Genomic DNA, 17,855 nt, shown 5'->3' with positions numbered 1-17,855 from the left:
ACTCTCCCAAAAAAATATTCTAGTTGTTTGCTACAACATTTGCCACGATCATTTCAGCCATTTGCTGTGCCCCATTTTCTTTCATAAGGGCAAGAGCATTCCTTCTCATGTCGCGATTGTTGTCTTCATCTAACGCTTTTTCAATCGCCTGTTCAAAGTCAGAAGCACCTGGGTCTCTTAACACAATTGCCGCCCCAGCATTTCCTGCAATGTTTGCTCTAGCTACTTGGTCATCTGTCTTGGTGTTTTCATTTGGAATTAAGATAGAAGGAACTCCAAAGTACATCACTTCATGGAACGTGTTGTAACCAGTCGCTGTAACAATTAAGTCAAATGCATTGAAATAAATTGAGTTCGGATAATCCCTTAGTGTGAGGACACGATCCATCTTAAGATCCATCCGGTTGCCAATAATGGATTCACCGATTACAACAAAGACATCTTCTCTCTTCAGTAGCTCATTGAGCAAAATTGAAATGGTGGAATGAATGTCGTTGATTTTACCTGCACCAAGCTGTACGTAAACCATCTTCATGCCTTCAGGAATATTCCACTGACGACGAACACTTTCACGGTCTTTGAGCTCTTCTCGATCAAGATAAAGAACTGGCTCACAGTATGTTTTCATACCTTCTTTACGGAGACTGTTTTCCCCACCAGCTTCACCAGGTACATACACTTCGTCGAATTCACTTTCCTTCGATTCAACTAGCTCTGCCTTACCTTCTTTATGCTGACCTCGTTTCACCCAGATCTTTCTTAGACCATCTTTTTTACGCATCGAAGCTACAAGACCTGCATATGGGAATGCCCCATCAAACACAATTGTTTCTGGTTGGTGAATACTAATAACTGTTTCAAGATGGTCACGCAGCATACCATTCCATTGTTTCGCACTCATTTCCTTTGGAAATAGCATCTTGGAAGGTAAATGGTACCCGAGAAAACCTTCCTGTAGAATTAAGTGCATAGCAGAACTTGTTGTGTGGAAAATGATTTTCTTTGAAGGATCAATTCGTTTCACTCGCCTTGCAATCGCCAGCAAACGAGTTAAATGCCCTAGACCTGCTCCGTTTGTAGGAACAAAAAGAATCGCATTGCCATCATCAATCGGTTCAACTTCAAACGAACCTGTTCCGTTTTTAATACGACCTAATTTACCATTCTTCGCATCACGATAAATTTGTAACAAGCGCCTCGGAAGACGAATAGCTCGTCCAAAAGACTTGGAAGATCCCATAACGGCATCACCAATTAAATACCTTGCAGAAGCATTGGAATTTATATGATTCACAATATGCTGAGCTCTATTGTATTTCCTTGTTACTAACGCAAGCTGCTTATCTTTCTTTTTCGACTCATTTGTCACACTTTTCAACTGCTCGTTGAGTTTGCGTATCTTAAATTGCTGTTCAATCACTTGATTAAGATTTTGGTTCGCTACAGCTTTTGCAATAGCATCCTCTTCCTCTTCTTCAATATTCCCGCGTACTTCCTGATCGCTCACATTTAACTTTTGAAGTGCTTTCTCCAATTTGAGAATGGATGCAAGCAGGTCGCTTGTCACTTCTTGCTTAATTCGGTCTTCTGTAAGCACTGTTCTTGGTTCACCAAAGAAGTAGAAATAATCATCTTCGAAGCCCATTGAAGTTGCTACAAAAAACTGATTTAAGCAGAGTACAACTTCGGAAATGTCTTCAGTTACATCAGCATTCAAAGGTAATTTCACTGCAAGTGCACCGTTCAATTCATTGGCAATTAAAGTATGAACACCTTTAAGGAAAGCTTCTTCGAAGAAGCGCTTTGTGAACGCTCCTTCTAGAATAACCATTTCTGACTTGTACGAACGAAGCTCTTCAGGCTGATAGAAATTAATCTGCTGAAGTGTTAAGTTCTCCTGAAGCTCACGAGGTAAAGTACGATAAGCTTCACTTTTTGATTGCAGTTCCTCATCATAACGAACGATCTCAATGACCTTTTGATCAAGCTTTGCAAGTTCCAGTGAAGATTGTGTTTCCCCATTTCCAGAAAGAACAAGAAGGGAATTTGCTTTTTTCCCGTGTGAAAACAATTTATTATTTAAGCTACCCTCATTAATAGAAACTTCGATATTTTCTATATAAAATGGGCTAACATCAAAATTCATTCAGAATTCTCCTTTTACTTCAATTACTTTGGATTGACGCTTGAATTTTCTTCAACATTCGTAGGTAAATCAAAGTTCTGCTGTCCGCCTAAGAGCGTTACTTTACCATTCGAATCTTTATAGTTCTTCGTCACATTCCGTGTATCATAAATGAGCTTAGAACGGCTAATCACATAATCATAATCAACTGGTGTATGGTCAGTTGCAATAACTACCAAATCAGCGTCATCTAGATTCTGGTCGTCGAGCTCAACGGAATAAACCACTTCATCACCATTCTTGAAGCTAGAAACAAACGGATCATGATAGTACACATGAGCCCCTTTATCTTCAAGAAGGCGATAAATTTCAAGTGCAGGAGATTCACGAAGATCATCAATATTTTTCTTATAAGCCATACCAAGGATAAAGATTTTAGAGCCTTTAATGGACTTTTCATTATCGTTCAATATATCTGCTGCCTGATTAAGTGCGTACCTTGGCATATTCCCATTTACATCACTTGCAAGCTCAATGAATCGATTGTAGAAGTTGAACATTTTTGCTTTCCAAGAAAGGTAAGCTGGATCAAGCGGAATACAGTGTCCACCAATTCCTGGACCAGGATAAAACGGCATATAACCGAACGGTTTAGTTGCTGCAGCATCAATTACTTCCCAAGCATTGATTCCCATTCGATCACACATCATAGTAAGTTCATTAACTAGTCCGATGTTTACACTACGGAACGTATTTTCAAGTAGCTTCACCATTTCTGCAACGCTTGTTGAGCTAACAGGAACGATGTTTTCTAAGAAAGAGCTATAGAGAGCAACACCAAGTTCAAGACATGGCTTTGTTGCGCCACCAAGTACTTTTGGTGTGTTCTTTGTATTAAATTGCTGATTACCTGGATCAACACGCTCAGGTGAGAAACAAAGGAAGAAATCTTCTCCAGCACGGAAAGAAGTTTGTTCTTCAATGACCGCTTTAATTAACTCATCTGTTGTTCCGGGATAGGTTGTACTTTCAAGAACAACAAGTGTTCCTTCTGTCATATACTCAACTAATTTTTCTACAACAGCATTAATATACGAAACATCTGGTTCTTTCGTTTTCGCAAGCGGTGTAGGCACACAAATGCTTACAGCATCAAGCTTCGAAATAACTGAAAAATCATCCCCAGGGAAAAAGTTTTTACCGATGATGGCTTCAACCTGTTCATCGGAAATATCCATAACGTAACTCTTCCCTTTACTTAGAATGTCCATTTTCTCTGTAGATACATCGATTCCATATACTTCAAAGCCTTTTTGAGCCATTTCGACAGCTAGCGGAAGTCCTACATATCCGAGTCCAATAACCCCAACACGCGCATTACCTGTTTCAAATTTATTTAACAAAGATTCCTTCATCTCATTCACCCTTTATAAATGTAATAAATTCGTGTTTATTTGGGATTTCCCCACTTTTTCATACTGAAAGCCAGCAATTTCAGCCTTCTCTTTGTCAATCATATTTTTAGTATCGTATAGTAAAGCATGACGCATGAGAGGCGCAAGTGCTCTAAAATCAAGCTCTTTATACTCATTGTGATCCGTCAACAGCACAAGACAATCGGCATCTTGCACAGTTTGTTCGACTGTTTCACATTGGTTATCAATTCGTTTATCTAGCACATAAGGATCATGAACCGAGCAGCTAATTCCCATCTCGTTTAAGTGTTGCAAAATAGTAATCGACGGACTTTCACGTGCATCGCCAATGTTGCCTTTATAAGCTAGTCCAAGTAGCGCAACTTTCGGTTTATCAATACCCTGAATACACTCCTGGATTTGATGTGCAACAATTTCTGGAACACCATCATTAATGGAACGTGCTGTTTTAATAAGCGTCGCGTCTTCAGGACTCGCTTCAACAAGAAACCAGGGGTCTACTGCTATGCAGTGGCCTCCAACTCCAGGACCAGGCGAATGCACATTCACTCTTGGGTGACAGTTGGCTAATTCAACAGCTTTCCAAATATCGCATCCAACAGTTTCTGCAATCCGCGCTAACTCATTTGCAAGTGCAATATTCACATCACGATACGTGTTTTCCATTAATTTTACCATTTCTGCCGTTGTAGCATCCGTCTGATGCACGATTCCTTTTACAAAAATTTTGTAAATTCGCTCTGTTTTCATGCTTGACTCAGCATTAACTCCGCCGACAATTCGGTTGTTATTCACCAGTTCCTCTAATAGCTTACCTGGTAAGACGCGTTCAGGAGAGTAAGCTACATGGAGATCCTTACCTACCTTTAGCCCTGTCGCTTCAAGAATAGGTGATAGAACCTTTAACGTTGTTCCAGGTGGGCTCGTTGATTCAAGAACAACAAGATTTCCCTTTTCTAGAAATGGATTAATCATCTCAGTTGCTGACCTAACATAGTTCAAGTTTGCACTTTTGTCAGGATTAACAGGTGTAGGAACTGCAATAATAAAGCCATCTGCAGGTACCGGCGTTGTCCCAAACGTTAAGTTACCAGAATCAATCGCTTCAACTAGCATATCACCTAGTCCAGGCTCTTCTATATGAAGTGCCTTATTCTGTAACGTCTCAACTACTTGCTCATTTATATCGACACCATGGACCTGAACGCCATGCTTTGCGAACATCACAGCAGTAGGTAAACCAATGTATCCTAAGCCCATTACGACAAGTTTCATTTTTACAACTCCTCACTTACGGTACTCAACTTCAGAATTAGCGCACGACTTGTATCAATTTAATGAAGCAACTCATTGTACATCTGAATGAGCTTGCGTGATTCATTCGGCCAATTTAACACTTTACTTGCTTCATGACATTTTTGAACATAGTAAGCCTTTCTTTGTCCAATCGCTTTGATTGCTCTAACTATGGCCTCTTCCGTTTCGTTGACGGCTAATCCAAAATCATATTCCTCTAGTAAATAGGCTTTCCCCGGATGGTTAGAAGATACTACCGGGAGTCCCATAAGCATGTATTCGAATATTTTGTTCGGTGTCGAGTAGTAATTATTTTCACTAACATTTTCATACATCACGAGACCGATATCCGCTTCTTTCGTGAGTGACAGAATTTCTGCAGGAGATACTTTAGGATGAAAGTGCACGCGAGAATGAAGCTGCTCTTCTTTAATTAGTTCTTCAAGATCTCCTTTGATGTCTCCATCACCAAGTAGCACAAGGTGATATTGTTCATCCAGCTGCTTCATTGCTTTCACACAAAGCTCAATACCTCTATTTTTTGAGAAGCCACCTTGATACAAAAGCACAATTTTATCTGTGCTTAATCCATATAGATGGTGAAAATAATGATCATTCTTTCGTTCCTTCTCGTGACGTAACAGCGGAATATTCTGCAAATGAATTGCAGGCGGCAATTCACCATACCGGTTCTTGAACTTATCTAACAAAAATGGATTAACGGAAATGAGCCGATCGACTCGTTTAAGCAGTTTCCCTTCAATAAAGTATCCGTAGCGTCGATCCACCATATTTCGTCCAGTCATTTCGTTAAATAGCTCATGCGAGTCATAAACTAACTTACATTTAAAATGCTCAGCCAATCGCTTACCTGCAGGGAGCGTATTTAAATCATGACAGTGAACAGCATCAATTGGATGAGGTAACATCACCTGCTTAACTTTCGTGTAGAATTCATAACCCGCATACTGATCTTTAGCGAGCTTAATTAGTGGACTTCTCACTACTTTCGTTAAGAGGGAGGGCTTTCTTGATGGTCCGCTTGTCATTCCTTTCTTTGCCTGCTTTGTTGAGATCGATAACTTGTGAATGTGAATCGATTCATGCAAGAACGGGGGCTCCGTGTCGTACTCATTTAAGCAGCAGAGTGTCACCCCATAACCACTTTCGGCAAGCGCAATCGCTTCACGCTGAACCCTCGCATCGTAATCAACGTCTTTAAACAAAACCATAAGAATCTGCTTCATTTGCGTTTAGCCTTCATAAATTCATCATACTGCTCAACGATCTCTTTCGTATCTCCAACAGCTTTCTGTTCACCCCGATGAATCCACACAACGCGATCGCATATTTGTTTTACTAATCCTGAGGAGTGTGTAACAAGAATAACTGTCCGATCCTGTTGAATTTTCTCTAAGATCGCATCCTTACATTTCTTTTGAAATGCCGAATCACCAACGCCCAAAACCTCATCTATCAACAAAATTTCTGGATCAAGCATGATGGCAGTTGAGAAGGCGAGTCTAGCCTTCATCCCAGACGAGTAAGTTCTGACAGGCTTATAAATAAAATCATCTAACTCTGAAAACTCAATGATTGATTCGAGATTGTCATCAATTTTCTTTTTGCGATTCCCTAAAAGAAGAGCATTAAGATAGATATTCTCTATCCCGGATAATTCGGGCTGAAATCCTGCCCCAAGTGAAAGTAACATTGGTCGCTTTCCTTCCACGTGGTAATCACCCTTATCAGGCTCTATTAAGCCACTCATCAGTTTCAAAAGAGTACTCTTACCAGATCCATTCCGTCCAATAATACCGAGCACTTCACCCTTTTTGACTGTAAAATCAAGGCCTTTTAATGCCCAGAACTGCTTTTTATCCTTGCTGATTAATTGTTTAATTGGATTATCTGAGTGCTCCGGATACGAAACCCATATGTTATTAAGTTCAATGATGTCCTTTTTCAATTAAATCACCTTAGCGTATTGTTTGTCGTATTTGTTCAAAATGCGAAGTCCAATAAACAACAGGACTAATGAGATAGCTAATATAATGAAGAGGTTGTCCCAAAGCGGTTGCCCCTTGTATAAGAATATGTTTCTGTATGAAACAAGAAAATTAGTGAATGGATTTAAGTAAAGTAGCTCTCGCAGTCTTTCAGGGACATCTTCCATTCTGAAAAGAACGGGTGATAAATAAAGCAATGTTCGTGAAATGTATTGCATCATATTCTTGATATCTTTCATGTACACTCCAATGTGAGCCATAATAATCATGATCGGTAGTAATAAAAGAAGGTTAAACACGATTAAAATAAAGAAATTCAACGCATTAACGGTTAATTCCACTCCACTAAAGTAGAGGAATAAAATCATAATGATCGAACTTACAAGAAACTTAAATGTATTCACGCCAAGTCTAACCAAAATAAACGTTAGCTTTGGCACGTATACCTGCTGAAGAATTCTCGCTTTTGACGAAATCGCTGTAGTTGCATCGACCATACACGCGGTTGCCCATTTAAGGGGAATTAACCCAGTGAATAGATAAACAGCGTAATCGTCTCCGCCCCGATCTAAAATAACGCCAACCAGAAAGTAATAGATCGCCATATATAGAATAGGATCAACAATCCACCATAACGTTCCGAGATACGTTCTTGCTGTATTCGATTTCAGTTCAGAAACTGTCAGATGATAAAGCAAATCTTTGTTGTTTCGCCAATCATTGATTATTTTTTTCAACATTCGCCATTTAACTCCTAATCTAACTGCATTTATAGTTACAAACGTCTTGTTATATTTTATATAATTACACTTAAACCGTCTACTAAAACAGAAAAGGCTCAACTTTAATCGAAAAGCCCTGATGAACCAGCATTTTCTCTACACTTTTTCGTCAATACACCTCCATATCCAACCGTAATTTACAAAAACTTAACGTTTCCGTATAGTAGCAATCATCAACTCATTCTTACATAATTAAACCTGAATTACCATCTTTTGCAGATTCCATTGTTAACACATGAGCCAATAAGAAAAAGCAACCGTAAAGGCTGCTTCTCGTGTTTCACTTAATAGAAGAGAGTTCTGCAATTTCTTTTTGTGAATTTTCACCCGTGGTTTCATAGACCTGCTTAATGAGACCGACAGATTTGGCGTAATAAGTGGTGATAATAACGCCTTCCTCTCCTGCCACATCACTCACCATCAAGATGTCCTCAAAACTTCCGTATGGAACTTCAAGGCTGTCCACTTTGGATATTTCCAAATCTGAACTCTGACTTGATGGCTGTTCGACCAGTTTATCTACCTCTTCCACAGATTCAAATTCCGCAAGAATACTTTCACGATCTCCACCGGGATTTTCGTCTTCATAGACAACTGTTACATCTTCATCCGACCACTTTAAGACTTGCATGGTCTCCATACTACCGAGCGTAATCATCCGTTGAACATATTGATTGTTCTGGTCAATAATCTCCTCTGTGAAAAGAGTTTGACCATTCGAGGTGAATACTTTACTATCTCCCGTCTCAGGACGATATGTTGTTAATTGAATCTCTTCTGTTTTTGACTCACCATTTGCTTCAGTTGATGATGCACTTTGATTCTCTAACGGGGCTGTTCCACAACCGGCTGTTACTAGAAAAAGCAGCGCGAAAACAAATCCTACTATGTTCTTCATAGATCCCTCCATGCGATCTGACTTTGAAATACATTGAAATGAAATCAATACAATCGATTCAACACTTGATTTTTCGCTTGCTCCTCCACTCTTCCTCCTATTGTGAGTAGGGACGTCACACGATTATCCATGCCATATTCCCATAGCACATCTTGAACAGATGAATTTAGATCATCATTTACAAGAATAAGTGGCGCACCTGATTTAACCGATAAGGAAGATGAAACGAGTGCATCAGGGAAATCTTTCCCAATTGAAAGGAGGACTGTATCTGATTTCATCTCATTTCTAAATTCACTAACAATAGCTGCAAGTGTTTCATATCGGTCATCCCCTGCTAAACGTTCAACGCTTGAAGCTCCGTTTAAATCGGAAAGCTGGCGTTCAATTGTAGGGGACATAACCGCTTCTCCACCGAGAACTTTAGTTTGCTTCCCTTCCAGGTAATCTAATGCCTGATCAGATAGTCCATCTTTATCGGACAACAGAATAGACCAATTGGCTGAGGAAGCGATTGGAGCACTAGCTAATGCATCTGCATAACTATAGCCATTTGCCACAAAAACGCCCTTTAAATCTTTGTCTAACTTCTTATTAATCATTAAATTCGTTTCATAGCGATCTTCTCCACCAATACGTTCAACAGCAACACCTAACTTCTTCACTTTGGTTTCAACGGAAGGCGATATGGCATTCGGACCACCAATTAAAATAACTTTATCTGCTTTTAATCGTTTGATCTCGTCTTCAGCAAATGGATCGAGTGCTGAAGTTCTTGTAAGAAGAATTGGTGCATTACCTAATTGTGCAGCAAGAGGTCCAACTGACAGTGCATCCGCATACCCAAAACCATCTGTCAGAATGACCGTTTTCTCTGCTTTGTTGTCCTTAAATCCATTCGGATAGATTTCCATCGATGTCTTAACTGCTGTTTCAAAGCGATCAATGCCAGAAAGGGATGAAACATCCACTGACTTTGTTATCTCTACACCTGATATGTTTGTCCATAAAATATCCCCTGTGGAACGTTTGATGATTTTCATGTTTTTCATTGAATCGGCAGCTTTTTTGGCCTGACTCAGTTCGTAGTAATTACCCTGACTAGATCCTTTTTCATCCTGGATTTGATAAGGGCGGTCTAAATAATTGGACCATTCTACCGTACCTGTCTTTTGATCCATCACCTTTGCATTTTTTTGATCGTCAGCATACTGGATTGCATCCGAAAGTTCAGTGAAGGCTTTAACAGTATCTTTTCCTTTAACAAATACCTCGTATCTTTTATTAATAGAATCATAGATTGTTTTTTGCTTATCTTTATCGAAGACAGTTACGTTACTTAGCTTTTTTGCATAGTTGATTGCTTCATCTCGTGAAGTAAACTGTTTAATGACTTTCCCTTTTTCATCTTTCACTTCAAAAACTTTAAAGAAATTAATCGCAGCCTTCGCTAGAGACTCAGCTGCATCATTTTGAAAGCGACTTGTTTTAATTAAGCTTTCTTCTGAAGGATTTGACATATATCCTAATTCAACAAGTACTGAAGGCATTTGTGTATTTCGAATAACATAAAAAGCTTGATCGTTATGTATACCTTTGTCTTGTAATCCTGTTTCTTTCAAAACGAGAGGATGGACAGTATTAGCTAAACGACGGCTCTCTGATTCAAATCCAACTTGAATGGGATCTGGTGGATATTCCGCGTCCCACGCAGAGGCTTTACTATAATAGTAAGTTTCATACCCTCTAACAAGTGTGCTATACGGATAGGCATTATGATGAATCGAAATGAATAGCGAATTGTTATTATTTCCTTTTACATATTGATTAGCAATTTTCGTTCGCTCAATAAGATCCTCTTTCTGATCATTCGCGAAATCTCGATCGGTTGATCGGGTCATAAAAACCTTAATATCTGTTCCTTTTAATTCTTCCCTGAGCTTTAACCCGATCTTAAGCGTTCCTACTTTCTCATAGAACCCTGTCTTATTTCCTGAGTAGCCTGCAGTTCCAGTAAAGCTCCCTCCGTGTCCGGGATCAATCACGATAAACTTCTCTGCATTAGCAAATGACGGCAGTTGAAAAAGCATTAAAATAAAGACAAAACTACTAATAATGAAACGTATCTTCATAGTTCACTCCCCTGTCATGGTATTCTATACCATTTTATTACAGGGTGAGCTGGAGTTCTATGCTAGTTTAGGAACTTTTCCAAAATAAGAGTATTCTACTAGAGATCTAACATAACTATAAGAGTGGGGGATTTCCGCTCCAGGTGCTCGCTTTCCGTGGGGCGGGCGGTGAGCCTCCTCGGCGCGCTTTGGGCGCGCCTGCGGGGTCTCACCTGTCCCTCTAGTCCCGCAGGACTCGAGCACCCTTCCGCTCCAATCAGCTAAGTGGGGTTCTCTATAGAAAATCTTTTAAAAGCAAGAATCTTTTAGATAAGAGCCTTTAGAAAAAAGCATATTAAAAAGAACCATCCTGATAAACCAGAATAGTTCTTTACATAGATTATTCAACAAATGATGCTGGCTTTGTATTAGATAACTCGAAATAATAGAGGATGGCATCGACAATTCGTTTAGATGCTAATCCGTCACCATACGGGTTCGAGGCTTTTGACATCCGATTGTACTCTGCTTCATCTGTCAGTAGTGTTGCTGCTGTCTTATAAATGGTGTTTTCATCTGTTCCAACGAGCTTAAGTGTTCCAGCTGAAACTCCTTCTGGTCTTTCCGTATTTTCTCTTAGCACAAGTACAGGGCTACCAAGAGAAGGCGCCTCTTCTTGAACGCCGCCGGAGTCTGTTAGGATGAATGAAGCTCTTGAAGCGAAGTTATGAAAGTCTATGACGTCCAGCGGCTCAGTGAGATGAATACGCGGGTTTCCACCTAGAACTTCATCTGCCAATTTTCGAATCATTGGGTTTAAATGAACAGGGAAAACGACATGTACATCTTCGTAGTCTTTCACAATTCGATTAACCGCTTTGAAAATATTCTTCATTGGTTCTCCGTGATTCTCCCGTCGATGGGAAGTAAGAAGAATCATTCTTTTACCTTCTACCTTCGTTAAAAGGGGATGAGAATAATCAGATCGAACCGTGTTTTTCAAGGCATCAATTGCTGTATTGCCTGTTATGTAAATTTGATCTTGTTTTTTGCCTTCATTTAATAAATTGTCGTACGCTCGCATCGTAGGAGCAAAATTAAGATCTGCGAGCGCACCTGTTAACGTACGATTCATTTCTTCAGGAAATGGAGACCATTTATCATTAGAACGCAAACCTGCTTCAACATGACCTACAGCAACCTGATTATAAAAAGCTGCAAGACTTGCAGCAAAGGTCGTGGTTGTATCACCATGCACAAGTACAAGATCTGGTTTCTCGGCCTTCATGATCTCATCAAGCCCATTGAGTGCTCGAGTAGTAATATCAGCAAGTGATTGCTTGCTTTTCATAATATTTAAGTCATAATCTGGTTCTATATCAAATATAGATAAAACTTGATCAAGCATTTCTCGATGCTGTGCTGTTACCGCAACAAGTGGAGTTATGAATTGTGGATGCTTTTTCAATTCATTTACTAGCGGTGCCATTTTAATTGCTTCAGGTCTTGTCCCAAAAACACTCATTACTTTAACAGGTGCCATGTTGACTCTCCTTTTTTCCGAAGGCTTTTTCCGTAGAAATTGTAGCTTTTGCTATAAAGCGGTTGATTTCCGCGCCAATCAGCTAAGTGTGGATTTATAGACCCCTTACAAAAACAACAATCTTTTATAATACAGCTTTTCGGAATGATGATAACGTTCTGTTCCATCTTATAAAAACGAATCCCAAAAAGCAAAAGCCTTCCTTAGCAAAAAGGAAGGCTTTTCATTATTTACCACTCATATAATCTACAATAACATCTCCCCATACTTCAAACCCTTTATCATTTGGCCTTGCGTCAAGTAAATAGTCATTGATCTTGTCCCCATCTACAGATGGCCATTCTTTCCAATGATCCAAATATACAAGATCCTTTACCTCTGCGTACTTCGCAAGAGCACTAATTTGATAGGAATAATACTGAGGATCAGGAATAGGATTTGAAGGCATTAAGATAACGCTAACTCCAGGTGCGCCTTCTTTCAATTTCGAAATAATCGTTGAGATATTCTGATGACCTTCGTCAATCGTCACGTTCCCATTATCATTAAGCGTGAATGCTTCCAGAATTACGACATCGGGATTTTTCTCAATTACGTCTTTGTATAATTTCTCCTCAACAATCGCTTCTGTTGTTTCCTTCTTAAAGGTTAATTGCTCTACAGTAAAAGCGCCTTTCCAATAGGAAGATTCTAAGCCTTTTTCTACAATAGGTTGAAGACCAGATTCCTTTGTTCCAAAAGATTCAGAACCCATCATCACAACTGAGATTGGATCATTTGAAGCCATCATCTTTTCTTGAAGCTGTTCTGGAAAATTAGCTACTAATTCTTTAAGTTCATCATTTGAAATAGGTTGTTCAATTACCTTTTCGTTTTCGTCTTCAAGTTTGGAAGAAGACTGTTCTTCCGCACTTACCGGCTGTACTGAACGTTCAATTTTCTCATCCCAATGAAATTTACCTGCAATTACAAGCGCTAAGCACCCAATGATAGCAAGTAGAAACATTACATTTTTCATACCTTCCCCCCTAGGAATCTGTCGAATAATGGTATCTATTAGTATTATTGTAATAAAAAGAAAATGATTGCAAGTATAAATTAAGGATCTTTTCTAATAGATTATTGCTTATGAAAGAATTATTTTATAAAAACCAAACTTAGCTAATTAGAGCGCAAGTTGCTCACCGCTCGCCCCGCGGAAAGCGAGCATACTGGAACGGAGATTCCCCCACTCCTATAGCAACAATGTATACGAAAGGCTCTTTTCTAAAAGATTGTTGTTTTTGAAAGTACTTTCGTAAAAGAACCTGACTACGCTAATTGGAGCGGAAGGATGCTCGACTCCTGCGGGACTAGCGGGACAGGTGAGACCCCACAGGAGCGTTAGCGACGAGGAGGCTCACCGCCCGCCCGCGGAAAGCGAGCATCCTGGAGCGGAAATTAACCCACGCGTATAGCAACAATGTATACGAAAAGAGCCTAAATTAAAAAGCCGCTCACGAATGAGCGGCTTCTAAACGATTAGTTATTTAACCACTTATTAAACTGATCTCTTACTTCTTTGTTAACTGCATTATCTCCACCAAGAACTGTAGCACCTGACACATCTGTTGTTGTAAAGTACTTAACAAGATAAGATTCAATTTCTTTCGGAATCTTATTGCTTTCAACAAGGAACATGCTACCTTGATCTTTTACAACAAGCGGAGAAGCGGCAAGGGCATCTGGGAAGTTACGTCCATTTGCAACAAATAGTTTATCTGTATTTGAACCAAGCTCTTTATGGATCGCAACAAGGGTTCCATAACGGTTCGCACCAGCAAGACGTTTGGTTGTCGCAATTTTATCCGCCATTTCTACTACTTGATCCGAAATAACAGCATCCCCACCAAGTACATAAACCATCTTATTGGCCATTAGCTTTTTCGCTTCGTCAGTAAGTGATTTACCATCCGTTAAGATGATCGGCATATCATTTGCACCAGCTATAGAAGCTGCGCTAAGTGCATCAGCAAAGTTTTTGCCTGTTGCAAGGAAGACTTCTTTACTCTTTGACCCTTTTTCAGCAAGTTTGTTGATGATTTGGACGTTTGTATCATAACGATTCGCACCGCTTAGACGTTCAATATCGGCTGTACTTACGCCAATGTTAGCAAGCTGCGTGTTTACTTTCTTAGAAATAGCATTCTCTCCGCCAAGAATCATGACATTCTTCGCTTTCAAACGAGAGATTTCATTTAGAACCTCGTCAGATAGCATACCTTTGCTTCCTGCAAGAAGGATCGGCGCATCATAAGCACTTGCAAGAGGTCCTGCGGAAAGGGCATCTGGGAAGTTATAGCCTGTTGCAATGAAAACTGTATCAGCAGTTGTACCTTCAGGATACATTTTCTTCGAAACTTCAATAGCTGTCTCAATACGATTCTCACCAGCTACCACATCAACTAATTCACCGTCTGTTTTAACTGGAACAACCGATAGGATTTCACCAGTTGCTTTGTCTTTTAGGAATATGCCCGCTGTATATTGACCGCTTTCTTTAGGAGTCGTAATTTTCACATCCGTTGTTGCCTTCTTACCAACACCTAGATCAAAGCTTGATTTTCCAGTTACATCAATGCTACCAGCGCCTTTTTCACCTGGTTCTAAAACTTTTGCTTCAGTAATGGAAAGATCAAAATCAGTATCGTCTTCGACAGTTGCATACCCATCAACTCTTATTGTGTATTCACCATCAGGTAGATTTTTGAGTGAGATCGATTCTTCTGAATCACCGTCAGCATCTATTGCAATATAGTTCCCAATAACCTTTCCATCTTTAGAACGGTAAATGTATAGGTCAAGGTCATCTTCGGCATCATTTGTGTTACCGATTGCAACATCTAAAGTGATATTATTTTTCAATGTTATCGTTCGATCAAATGTACTTCCTTCCGCAACCGTTTCACGCGATTTGGATGTTTCACCCTTACTAAATTCCCCACCTACTACTTCAACAGATCGTTTAGTAGATAGATAGTTTTCGAATGTTATCGACTTAGATACCTCTGTCCCAGGCATGATACTACCAAGTTCAACCTTACCTGGACTCGATACGATATCTTGTACAAACGCTTCAAGCTTAAATTGGTTCATTTCATAGCCCTCTTTAGGACCTGATGCACCATAAACTGCTACTTCCCATACGCCTGATTTAGGACTTTTCACTACGTAATCTTCAACACCAATACCAGGAGAATCCTCTACATCATACCCAGCATAACCTTGGTATGGATTAACTTTATCACCATCAGGATTAATGACCATCATTCGAACCCGACCTTGGAAGTCGTCGTTTTCTTTAAGTGCTTCAAGTGCAAAACGAATTTCTTGTGCTCCTGGTTTCACATTAAAGAAATAGCTCTTTGTCTTAGAAGCTTGTACTTCATCTTCATGAGTAATGCGGAAACGATCCTCAGATTTGAAATCTTCACCAAGAATGATGGTTTGGAAAGAACGAGCTTCTGCATAAGCAGTGTCAAGATCATCAACCATTAGTGTACCAGCATTAACGCCTACATTCATTTTACTCTTATCATACTTAACAGTCAGTTCTTTGTATTCACCCGGCGCTAGCTTAATCTTATCAACAGAAGGTGTGAACCATTCAGAATCTGATGAGATGGTGAGATTCTTTGCTTCATCAGTTGGGTTCTCAACCATAACGGTTACCTCTTCTGGTACGTCTTTATTACGTACATAAAGGCCAGGACCACCAGAAACTTTTTCACCGTGGTAAACCGTTACATTCACTTCTTTCACTTCGTTGATATAGTGTTTACGGATGTAGTCATAAGCAGCTGGAACATCAATAAGTCCAGCACCTTCAGCTACACGCGTATAGCCGTCGATATGAACAGCAGTCTGAATAAGCGCTTCGCGTGCAAGCTCGTAATCAAAAGGAATACGATCCTTTAAAGCTGCTTGCTTTAATACTGCTACAGCACCTGCTGCGTAAGGAGAAGACATACTTGTTCCTTGAAGAACTTCATAATTACCTAAGTGAACAGGGAATGAAGCATAAGCTGATCCCGGAGCAACGAAGTCTGGTTTTTGCTGACCGTCTTCAGTAGGTCCGTTTGAAGAAAAATACCATAATCCTTCCCCATCAACTGGAGAACCATCAGCATTTTTACCATACGGATAATCACCATACTCTGTCGCCCACATCTTGCTGTTAATATATGCGCCTATAGATAGGGCCCTGATACTATCTCCAGGAGCTCCAACCGAGTCAACACCTGGACCAGAGTTACCCGCTGATGTTACATAGACTGTGTCGTACGCTTTACCCATATCTTCAATTATTTTGCCATAAGTACCAGAACCATCATTTAAATCTGGAGATGAACCAAGACTCATATTAACAACGTCTGTTCCAAACCCACCTGCTTCTTGTGGAATAGCAGCTAAATACATTGCATTTGAAATTGCCCACGCGCTAGTTCTACCAGCCGAATCAAATACTTTCAAACCAAACAGATCCGCTCCGGGAGCAACACCGTCTGCAGCGATAGCCCCAGTCTCATTCTCATTTGCTGGTCCATTAGCAGCAGCTATACCTGATACGTGAGTTCCATGCCCATCTCCATCAAAAAAGACTGTCTTTGTCGGGAAATTTGGATGTGGAAATAATGGGTCAGCAACTCTAAAGTTAGCTCCAGCTATCTCATCATCCAGGTTCACATCTAAATTAGCTGTATCTCCCACAGAGTATGCCTTCTCATCTGTAAAATCCATATCCTGATCAGAATCAATATAGATTTCATTGTCTACATGAAGAATACCAAACTCTGAATCACCTTTTTCATCCCCATTGATGTCAAAGTAAACTGCCTTACCATCTTTATCTACACCGTAAGGAGATGGTTCAAGTGTACCGAAATAATATGTATCATCAGCCGCATCGATACCATCCGTATTATAAATACCCTCTTCTACTGTTATTGAGTTGGATTCTGGTGCTTGTTGGTTAAATACAACGTCACCTTCACCAACAGTATCCACTACGCCCTTAACTTTAGAAGATACAATTTTCCCATCTTCATCATACTGAGTAAATGCTTCATGTCCTGGGTCAATACCAGTATCAATAATCCCTACTTTAATTCCAGTACCATCATATTTACTATGAAACTCATCAACACCGGTTGCTGAGTGGGTTTCTTCAGTTGCAGGCTTCACAACATCTTCAGGTTTTTTTTCAATTGGTTTAAGATCAGAGTCTTCCTGAGAAGTTTTATCTAGTACAACTTCATTATTTGCTCCAAGCATTCCTACAGAGTCTAAACGATAAACTTGTAAAATTTTGCGAGTTGGAACTTCTGCTAGATATAGATAGTTGTTTGTATTCTCCTTCACCTTAACTCCAAGACTTTCAAGCTCTTTGGTTAGATCAGGACCACCATGCTTATTCGCTACAATAATAAGTTCCTGCTTTGCTTGTTCACTCGCTGCAAGTGAAGCAATTTCCTGTGTAACGGGAAGCTTGAATTTCTTTGTTTCAGTTAAAGCTGCTTCAGCTTTTTCAGGATTATAAGTCGTCATCCCAGCGAATGAAGAAGCAATTAACGATGTACCAGCAACAACTGTCAGAAATTTTTTCTTAAACGTCAT

General features: G+C 39.8%; 11 protein-coding genes. All 11 read right to left on the bottom strand.

What is annotated here, in order from left to right:
• Positions 1–19 precede the first annotated feature (19 nt).
• Positions 20–2,146: a glycosyltransferase gene (locus FBF83_RS10245; RefSeq protein WP_136947049.1), complete on the bottom strand. Its 2,127-nt coding sequence runs from the start codon at positions 2,144–2,146 to the stop codon at positions 20–22.
• Positions 2,147–2,169: 23 nt separating this feature from the next.
• Positions 2,170–3,540 (bottom strand): nucleotide sugar dehydrogenase, encoded by a 1,371-nt coding sequence (locus tag FBF83_RS10240; protein ID WP_136947048.1) that lies wholly within the window; start codon positions 3,538–3,540, stop codon positions 2,170–2,172.
• A 12-nt stretch (positions 3,541–3,552) separates the two neighbouring features.
• Positions 3,553–4,836, bottom strand: a complete 1,284-nt coding sequence (locus tag FBF83_RS10235; RefSeq protein ID WP_136947047.1) for a nucleotide sugar dehydrogenase — start codon at positions 4,834–4,836, stop codon at positions 3,553–3,555.
• Positions 4,837–4,895: 59 nt separating this feature from the next.
• Positions 4,896–6,104, bottom strand: coding sequence for a glycosyltransferase (locus FBF83_RS10230; protein ID WP_136947046.1), 1,209 nt, complete (start codon positions 6,102–6,104; stop codon positions 4,896–4,898).
• Positions 6,101–6,826 carry an ABC transporter ATP-binding protein gene (locus FBF83_RS10225; RefSeq protein WP_136947045.1) on the bottom strand — a complete coding sequence of 242 codons (726 nt, stop codon included), beginning with the start codon at positions 6,824–6,826 and terminating at the stop codon, positions 6,101–6,103. The genes FBF83_RS10230 and FBF83_RS10225 overlap by 4 nt, the downstream gene beginning before the upstream one ends.
• Complete coding sequence (locus FBF83_RS10220; protein WP_136947044.1) at positions 6,827–7,606, bottom strand: ABC transporter permease; 780 nt, start codon at positions 7,604–7,606, stop codon at positions 6,827–6,829.
• A 322-nt stretch (positions 7,607–7,928) separates the two neighbouring features.
• Positions 7,929–8,546 carry a hypothetical protein gene (locus FBF83_RS10215; RefSeq protein ID WP_136947043.1) on the bottom strand — a complete coding sequence of 206 codons (618 nt, stop codon included), beginning with the start codon at positions 8,544–8,546 and terminating at the stop codon, positions 7,929–7,931.
• Positions 8,547–8,590: 44 nt separating this feature from the next.
• A complete protein-coding gene (locus FBF83_RS10210; RefSeq protein WP_136947042.1) occupies positions 8,591–10,678 on the bottom strand; it encodes a cell wall-binding repeat-containing protein in 2,088 nt (695 codons plus the stop codon).
• Between the two features lie 379 nt (positions 10,679–11,057).
• Positions 11,058–12,200, bottom strand: coding sequence for a non-hydrolyzing UDP-N-acetylglucosamine 2-epimerase (wecB, locus tag FBF83_RS10200; RefSeq protein WP_136947040.1), 1,143 nt, complete (start codon positions 12,198–12,200; stop codon positions 11,058–11,060).
• 226 nt (positions 12,201–12,426) lie between these two features.
• Positions 12,427–13,218 (bottom strand): SGNH/GDSL hydrolase family protein, encoded by a 792-nt coding sequence (locus tag FBF83_RS10195; RefSeq protein ID WP_136947039.1) that lies wholly within the window; start codon positions 13,216–13,218, stop codon positions 12,427–12,429.
• A gap of 503 nt (positions 13,219–13,721) precedes the next feature.
• Positions 13,722–17,855, bottom strand: a complete 4,134-nt coding sequence (locus FBF83_RS10190) for a cell wall-binding repeat-containing protein (RefSeq protein WP_136947038.1) — start codon at positions 17,853–17,855, stop codon at positions 13,722–13,724.

It is taken from the genome of Guptibacillus hwajinpoensis (assembly GCF_005144865.1).
GTDB lineage: Bacteria > Bacillota > Bacilli > Bacillales > Guptibacillaceae > Guptibacillus > Guptibacillus hwajinpoensis_A.
Note: the sequence above shows the minus strand (reverse complement) of the source record. Positions and strands in the feature narration are given on the sequence as shown.

Bases quoted from the DNA above. Each gene is read 5' to 3' on its own strand.
- FBF83_RS10245 (WP_136947049.1), bottom strand. From the start codon at position 2,146: ATGAATTTTGATGTTAGCCCATTTTATATAGAAAATATCGAAGTTTCT.
- FBF83_RS10240 (WP_136947048.1), bottom strand. From the start codon at position 3,540: ATGAAGGAATCTTTGTTAAATAAATTTGAAACAGGTAATGCGCGTGTT.
- FBF83_RS10235 (WP_136947047.1), bottom strand. From the start codon at position 4,836: ATGAAACTTGTCGTAATGGGCTTAGGATACATTGGTTTACCTACTGCT.
- FBF83_RS10230 (WP_136947046.1), bottom strand. From the start codon at position 6,104: ATGAAGCAGATTCTTATGGTTTTGTTTAAAGACGTTGATTACGATGCG.
- FBF83_RS10220 (WP_136947044.1), bottom strand. From the start codon at position 7,606: ATGTTGAAAAAAATAATCAATGATTGGCGAAACAACAAAGATTTGCTT.
- FBF83_RS10215 (WP_136947043.1), bottom strand. From the start codon at position 8,546: ATGAAGAACATAGTAGGATTTGTTTTCGCGCTGCTTTTTCTAGTAACA.
- FBF83_RS10210 (WP_136947042.1), bottom strand. From the start codon at position 10,678: ATGAAGATACGTTTCATTATTAGTAGTTTTGTCTTTATTTTAATGCTT.
- wecB (WP_136947040.1), bottom strand. From the start codon at position 12,200: ATGGCACCTGTTAAAGTAATGAGTGTTTTTGGGACAAGACCTGAAGCA.
- FBF83_RS10195 (WP_136947039.1), bottom strand. From the start codon at position 13,218: ATGAAAAATGTAATGTTTCTACTTGCTATCATTGGGTGCTTAGCGCTT.
- FBF83_RS10190 (WP_136947038.1), bottom strand. From the start codon at position 17,855: ATGACGTTTAAGAAAAAATTTCTGACAGTTGTTGCTGGTACATCGTTA.